We start from the raw sequence: 6782 nt of genomic DNA, 5'->3' as shown, positions 1-6782 counted from the left end.
TATCGCGGTGCGGCTGTTGCCCGCGGGCATCGATCTGCGGCTAGGCGTGTTCACCGCGCTGATCGGCGCGCCGTTTTTCCTGTCGCTTATTCTGCGGGGCCGCTGATGCTCGAAGCAATCGCCCTCGCCCGCCCGCCGATGCTGGCGCCGACCGGCCTGACGCTCCACTCCGGCCAGTTGGTCGGTGTGATCGGCCCCAATGGTGCGGGCAAGACCACACTGCTGCGGGCGCTGGCCGGCCTGTCGCGCGGGCCGGGCACGGTGCGACTGGACGGCCAGCCCTTCGTGCCCCACCCGCGCCGGCTCGCCTGGCTGCCGGCCAGCCGCGACGCCGTTTGGCCGATACAGGCGGGCGCACTGGTGCAGCTTGGCCTTGGCCCGGCCGCCGCGCCCGATCCAGCCGCGGTGGCTGCCGCACTGGCCGCCTGTGATGCCGCCGCGCTGGCCGCCCGCCCAGTCAACCAGCTTTCCACCGGCGAGCGCGCCCGCGTGCTGCTGGCCCGCGCACTGGTTGCCCGCCCGGCGTGGCTGCTGCTTGATGAGCCCATCGCCAATCTTGATCCGGGTCACCGGCTCGACGTTATGGCGCTGCTTGCCGCCGAAGCGGCCAATGGAAATGGGGGGCGGGGCGCTGGCGTGGTGATGGCGCTGCACGATCTCGATCTGGCCCGCCGCTGCGACCGGCTGCTGCTGATCAACGGCGGCGCAGTGATCGCAGATGGCCCGCCGGGCAACGTGCTCAGCCCCGACAATCTGGCCCGGATTTTTGGTGTCGAAGCCAGTAACCACGGCTGGATTCGCGCCAATTTTGATGTATCTTTTTCCCGTGATCAACAGGTTCGACTACCGGAATCTGATGATGGACTGCGTTTTGAGCCGAGTTGACCGTTTGACCGACGGTGACAGCTGCTGGGAACGGTTCGACTCCCTCGCCCTCAAGGCCGGTGGCGGCTTTGAATGGCTCACCGAAACCCGTTTTCCTGCAATTGATCAGCGATAATGGCGACATGTCCAGTTTCGCCGCCACCCCCGACGGGCCAGACGCGCACCTGCTGAACAACAAGCGCTGGACGCGCAGCCGCATCGGGCAGAGCGCCTCCCTGCCCCACTAAGGCGCGTGCATTGGCCATTGAGCGCATGGCCAACATCGGCCATACCCGGCAGCATGCCCACGTCTCCTCCGCGCATTGGCCAGCCCCTACCCCCGTCCGCTCGCACCACCGCTGCGGCCATGGCCGAACTGATTGCCGACCTGCGCGAAAAGGCGGCGCGCATTGCGCTGGGCGGCCCGGTTGCGTCGCGTGAAAAGCATATCGCGCGCGGTAAGCTGCTGCCGCGTGAACGCGTGGAGGCGCTGATCGATCCGCACAGCGCCTTTCTGGAAATCGGCCAGTTCGCCGCCCATGATGTGTACGGCGAAGATGTGCCGGCCGCCGGCCTCATCGCCGGCGTGGGCCAGGTTGAAGGCCGGCTGTGCGTGATTGTCGCCAACGATGCCACGGTGAAGGGTGGCAGCTATTATCCGATCACCGTGAAGAAACATCTGCGCGCGCAGGAAATCGCCGCGCAGAACGGCTTGCCCTGCCTGTATCTGGTCGACAGCGGCGGCGCCAACCTGCCCCGGCAAGACGAGGTATTCCCGGATCGCGATCATTTCGGCTGCATCTTTTTCAACCAGGCCAACATGAGCGCCAATGGCATTCCGCAGATTGCCGCCGTGCTCGGCAGCTGCACGGCCGGCGGTGCCTATGTGCCCGCCATGGCCGACGAATCGATAATCGTGAAGAACCAGGGCACCATTTTTCTGGGCGGGCCGCCATTGGTGAAGGCCGCCACCGGCGAGGAAGTGACCGCCGAGGATCTGGGCGGCGGTGATGTGCACACGCGGCTTTCGGGCGTTGCCGATCATCTGGCCGAAAATGACGAGGATGCGCTGGCCATCGCCCGCCGCATTGTCGCCACCCTGCCGCGCGCGCCTGCCGTGCTGCGCGGGGAGGCCCGCCCGCCGCTGTTCGACGCCGCCGAGCTGAATGCGCTGGCGCCCATCGACACGCGTGTGCCGGTTGATGTGCGCGAGATCATCGCGCGGATGGTAGACGGTTCGGAATTGCACGAATTCAAGCCGCGATATGGCGAGACTTTGGTGACGGGATTTGCCCAGATCGAAGGCTATCCGGTGGGCATCATCGCCTACAACGGCATCCTGTTTTCGGAATCCGCCCAGAAAGGCGCACACTTCATCGAACTGGCTTGCCAGCGCCGCATCCCTTTGTTGTTCCTGCAGAATATCAGCGGCTTCATGGTTGGCCGCCGATTTGAAAACGAAGGCATCGCCAAGCACGGCGCCAAGCTGGTGACGGCGGTGGCCTGTGCTGCGGTGCCCAAGATCACCGTGGTTACCGGCGGCAGTTTCGGTGCCGGCAATTACGGCATGTGCGGCCGCGCCTATTCACCGCGTTTCCTGTGGATGTGGCCCAACGCCCGCATATCGGTGATGGGCGGCGAACAGGCGGACAGCGTGCTGGCGGCCGTGAAAGGCGGCGGCTTCAAATCGGCCGCTGATGAAGAAGCCTTCAAGGCCCCGATCCGTGCCCAGTATGAAGCGCAAGGCCACCCCTATTACGCCAGCGCCCGGCTGTGGGACGATGGCATCATCGCGCCCGAAGACACCCGTGCGGTGGTGGCGCTTTCGCTGGCGGCGTCGCTGCAGCAGCCGGTGCCGGAAACCCGGTTTGGCACGTTCCGGATGTGATGCGCCATGCTCGATGAAGCCATCGACGATTGGGGCACCGCCCGGCTGACACTGAACCGGCCAGAGCGGCACAATGCCTTCAACGCCGAACTGATTGCGGCACTGGACGACGCCTTCACCCGGCTCGGCGGCGCCAGCGAGGTGCGCGCCATCGTGCTGGCCGGCGCCGGCAAAAGCTTTTCGGCCGGAGCCGATCTGGACTGGATGCGTGCGGCTGCCGGCTGGAGCGAGGCGCAAAACCAGGCCGATGCCATGGGCCTTTCAAACATGCTCGCCGCGATCAATCATTGCCCCAAGCCGGTGATCGTCGTCGCCCACGTCCACGTGACCGGCGGCGGCGTCGGGCTGGTGGCGTGTGCCGATATGGCGGTGGCCATCGAAGGCGTACAGTTCCGCCTGTCCGAAGTGCGGCTGGGCCTGACCCCGGCCACCATTTCACCATTCGTGCTGGCCAAGATCGGCAGCGCGGCGCGGCGCTGGTTCCTCACCGCCGAAGCCTTTGATGCCCAAGACGCGGCGGCCATGGGGCTGATCAACGAAGTTGCCATCGATGCCGACGCCGCACACGCCGTGGTGGCGCACTGGCTGGCGCACATCGGCGAAGCCGCGCCGGGCGCGGTGGCCGATGCCAAGCGGCTGGCGCTGGATTTTGCCGGGGCCGAGATCACCGACGACCTGCGCGAGGAAACCGCCCGCCGCATCGCCGCGCGCCGGGTGAGCGCCGAGGGCCGCGAAGGCATCAACGCCTTCCTGAACAAGGGTAAACCGGGATGGATCGCCGAATGAAGCCGCTGCTTGCTCTGTCCCTGCTGTTCGCCGCGCCGGCCGCCGCTGCGCCCAAGGACGAAGTGCTGGCTGCCACCAACGCCTTCATGGCCGCGCTCAACAGCGACGATGCGGGCGGCGCGGAGGCGATGACCCATCCGTCGCTGACCATCCAGGTGCTGCGGTTTCCGCCCGAAGGCGGCAGCAAATTCAGCGTGATGACCCGCCAGCAATTGTTCGACAATTTCCGCAGCGCCCCCCCGCGCAAATTCGATGAACGCATCGTGCGTACAAAAATTCTCGTCACCCGCGATTTTGCCCATGTCTGGGCACCCTACACGCTCGATATCGATGGCAAGCGCATCCACTGCGGCATCGACAGTTTCGGCTGGAGCAAGCTGGACGGCAAATGGTTGCTGACGACGTTCGGGTGGACCGCCGATCCGAAAAATTGCCCGCCCAAATGAAAAAAATCCTGATCGCCAACCGCGGTGAAATTGCTCGCCGCGTCATCCGCACTGCGCACCGGATGGGCATCGCCACCGTGGCCGTGCATTCCGCCGCTGATGCCGATGCCCCCTTCGTGCGCGAAGCCGGCCAGGCCGTGGCGCTGGTGGGGGAGCGCGGCTATCTCGATGGCGAAGCGATCATTGCGGCGGCCAAACGCACCGGCGCCGATGCCGTGCACCCTGGCTATGGCTTCCTTTCGGAAAACGCCGATTTCGCCAAGGCACTGAAAAAAGCCGGCATCATCTTCATTGGCCCGCCAGAAAGCGCCATGCGGGTAATGGCCCTGAAAGATACCGCCAAGGCCGCGATGAAAAAAGCCGGCGTGCCGATCACGCCGGGGTATCAGGGCACGGACCAATCACTGGTTCGCTTGCAAAAAGCCGCTGAGGGCGTTGGCTATCCGCTCCTCATCAAGGCGGTGGCTGGCGGCGGCGGCAAAGGCATGCGCGCGGTGCACAATGCCGCCGAATTTCAGGAAGCCCTCATGGCCGCTCAGCGCGAAGGCGAAACCGCGTTCGGCAATCCGGCGGTGATGCTGGAAAAATTGATCCAGCGCCCGCGTCATGTCGAAGTGCAATTATTTGCTGACAATCACGGCAATGCTGTCCACCTGTTCGAGCGTGATTGCTCGCTGCAGCGCCGCCACCAGAAGGTGATCGAGGAAGCCCCTGCCCCCGGCCTTTCGGATCAGTTGCGTCACACGCTGGGCATTGCCGCCGTCACCGCAGCCCACGCCATCGGCTATGCCGGGGCCGGCACGGTAGAGTTTATCCTCGATCTCGACACCGTCGACGCGGACGGCGATCCGGCGTTCTACTTCATGGAAATGAATACCCGACTGCAAGTGGAGCATCCCGTCACCGAGTGCATCACCGGCGAGGACCTGGTGGAATGGCAAATCCGCGTGGCGCGCGGTGAGGTGTTGCCCAAGCAGCAGGACGAGTTGACCGTCACCGGCTGGGCGATGGAAGCGCGCCTGTATGCCGAAGATCCGGACAGCGGATTTCTGCCCGCCACTGGCACCATCACCGTCCTTGAGTTCGGCGCAGGCCCCGGCGTGCGCATCGATACCGGCGTTGAAACCGGCAGCCGCATCGGGCTGGATTATGATCCGATGATCGCCAAGGTGATCGCCCACGGTGCCACCCGCAGCGAAGCGATTGACCGGTTGGTTGGCGCACTCGATGCCACGGTGGTTTCGGGCCTGAAATGTAACCGCGCCTTTCTGGCCCGGCTGGCCGATACGGCGGCGTTCCGGGCTGGCGAGGTGGATACCGGTTTCATCCCGCGCCATGCAGCCGCGCTGGCCGCGCCCACGGCGTGCCCGGTGCCAGCCCTTCTCGCCGCGGCGCTGGGGGTGGGGCTGCCGCATCCCGCAGCACACTCCAGCCTGTTTGGCGGCCACGCTTTCCGCATCAATCTGGCCGCGCAAACCCATGTGCGGCTGTGGTGGGGCGATGAACGCCATGCCATCACGTTGCGCGCTGTTGGCGGCGGGCGGTGGCGGGTGGGTGGCTTGCTTGGCGTAGGCGAAATCACTGCCGTCCGCAGCGGACCGCACGGGTTGTGCATCGATCTGGCTGGCACGCTGCTCACCGCAACGGTGGTGCCGGGTGACGGCACGGTCGATGTGCGCCTGGCCGGGCAAAGCTGGCTGATCGGCACGCGCCCGCCGCGGGTGAAGGATGCCGGCGGCGGTGACGGCCGAGTGATCGCCCCGATGCCCGGCCGCGTACTGGCCGTGGATGTCGCGCCGGGACAGGCCGTGGCCGAAGGTGATCGCCTGCTCGTGCTGGAAGCCATGAAAATGGAACACCGCCTGCTCGCGCGCACTGCCGGCACCGTTAGGTGCGTACATGTCGCGGTGGGCGATCAAGTTGCCGATGGCATGATGCTGGTGGAAATCGCCTGACATCACCCCCGCTGCTGCGGCCGACAACGGCAGCAACAGACAAGAGGAAATTTCAATATGCTGAGCCAGTTGAACTTTGCGCACGGTGAAACCATCGGCATGCTGCGCGACACGGTACGGGCCTTTGCCGCCGCTGAAATCGCCCCGCGCGCTGCTGAAATCGACTCCACCAACACATTCCCGCGCGATCTGTGGCCCAAGATGGGCGAACTCGGCCTGCACGGCATCACCGTTCCCGAAGCCGACGGCGGCATTGGCCTGGGCTATCTGGCACATGTCGTGGTGGTGGAGGAAATCTCCCGCGCTTCGGCCAGTGTTGGCCTGAGTTACGGCGCCCACACCAATTTGTGCATCAACCAGATCGCCCGCTGGGGCAGCGCCGAGCAGAAGGCGCGGTACCTGCCGGCGCTGATTTCTGGCGAGCATGTCGGCAGCCTCGCCATGTCCGAACCGGGCGCGGGCAGCGACGTGATCAGCATGAAACTGCGCGCCGACATCCAGGGCAACGGCGATTACGTGCTCAACGGCAACAAGATGTGGATCACCAACGGGCCGCATGCCGAAACGCTGGTGGTTTACGCCAAGACCGATCCCGCCGCCGGCTCACGCGGGGTGACGGCGTTCCTGATCGAAAAGGGCATGGCGGGCTTTTCCACCGCGCAGAAACTCGACAAGCTGGGCATGCGCGGCAGCGACACCTGAGAACTGGTGTTCGACAATTGCACCGTGCCGGCGCAAAATGTGCTGGGCGGCGTCGGCAACGGCGCCCGCGTGCTGATGAGCGGGCTGGATTACGAACGCGTCGTGCTCAGCGGCGGCCCCATCGGCATCATGCAGGCGTGC

General features: G+C 65.5%; 6 protein-coding genes and 1 pseudogene. All 7 read left to right on the top strand.

The features are described from left to right. Positions 1 to 105: 105 nt before the first annotated feature. Positions 106 to 885 (top strand): ABC transporter ATP-binding protein, encoded by a 780-nt coding sequence (locus tag ACESL8_RS08180; protein WP_372917682.1) that lies wholly within the window; start codon positions 106 to 108, stop codon positions 883 to 885. Positions 886 to 986: 101 nt separating this feature from the next. Continuing rightward, entirely contained in the window at positions 987 to 1112 is a 126-nt protein-coding gene (locus tag ACESL8_RS08175) for a hypothetical protein (RefSeq protein WP_372917680.1), read from the top strand. A 119-nt stretch (positions 1113 to 1231) separates the two neighbouring features. Further along, positions 1232 to 2752 (top strand): carboxyl transferase domain-containing protein, encoded by a 1521-nt coding sequence (locus tag ACESL8_RS08170; RefSeq protein ID WP_372917684.1) that lies wholly within the window; start codon positions 1232 to 1234, stop codon positions 2750 to 2752. Between the two features lie 6 nt (positions 2753 to 2758). Beyond that, positions 2759 to 3538, top strand: a complete 780-nt coding sequence (locus ACESL8_RS08165; RefSeq protein WP_372917678.1) for an enoyl-CoA hydratase-related protein — start codon at positions 2759 to 2761, stop codon at positions 3536 to 3538. After that, positions 3535 to 3984: a hypothetical protein gene (locus ACESL8_RS08160; protein ID WP_372917676.1), complete on the top strand. Its 450-nt coding sequence runs from the start codon at positions 3535 to 3537 to the stop codon at positions 3982 to 3984. The genes ACESL8_RS08165 and ACESL8_RS08160 overlap by 4 nt, the downstream gene beginning before the upstream one ends. After that, entirely contained in the window at positions 3981 to 5939 is a 1959-nt protein-coding gene (locus ACESL8_RS08155) for a biotin carboxylase N-terminal domain-containing protein (protein WP_372917674.1), read from the top strand. Before ACESL8_RS08160 ends, ACESL8_RS08155 begins: the two co-directional genes overlap by 4 nt. Positions 5940 to 5996: 57 nt before the next feature. After that, positions 5997 to 6782 (top strand): annotated as a pseudogene (locus ACESL8_RS08150) (acyl-CoA dehydrogenase family protein); the annotation flags it as partial.

Source organism: Sandarakinorhabdus sp. (assembly GCF_041689835.1).
Classification (GTDB): Bacteria; Pseudomonadota; Alphaproteobacteria; order Sphingomonadales; family Sphingomonadaceae; genus Sandarakinorhabdus.
Note: the sequence above shows the minus strand (reverse complement) of the source record. Positions and strands in the feature narration are given on the sequence as shown.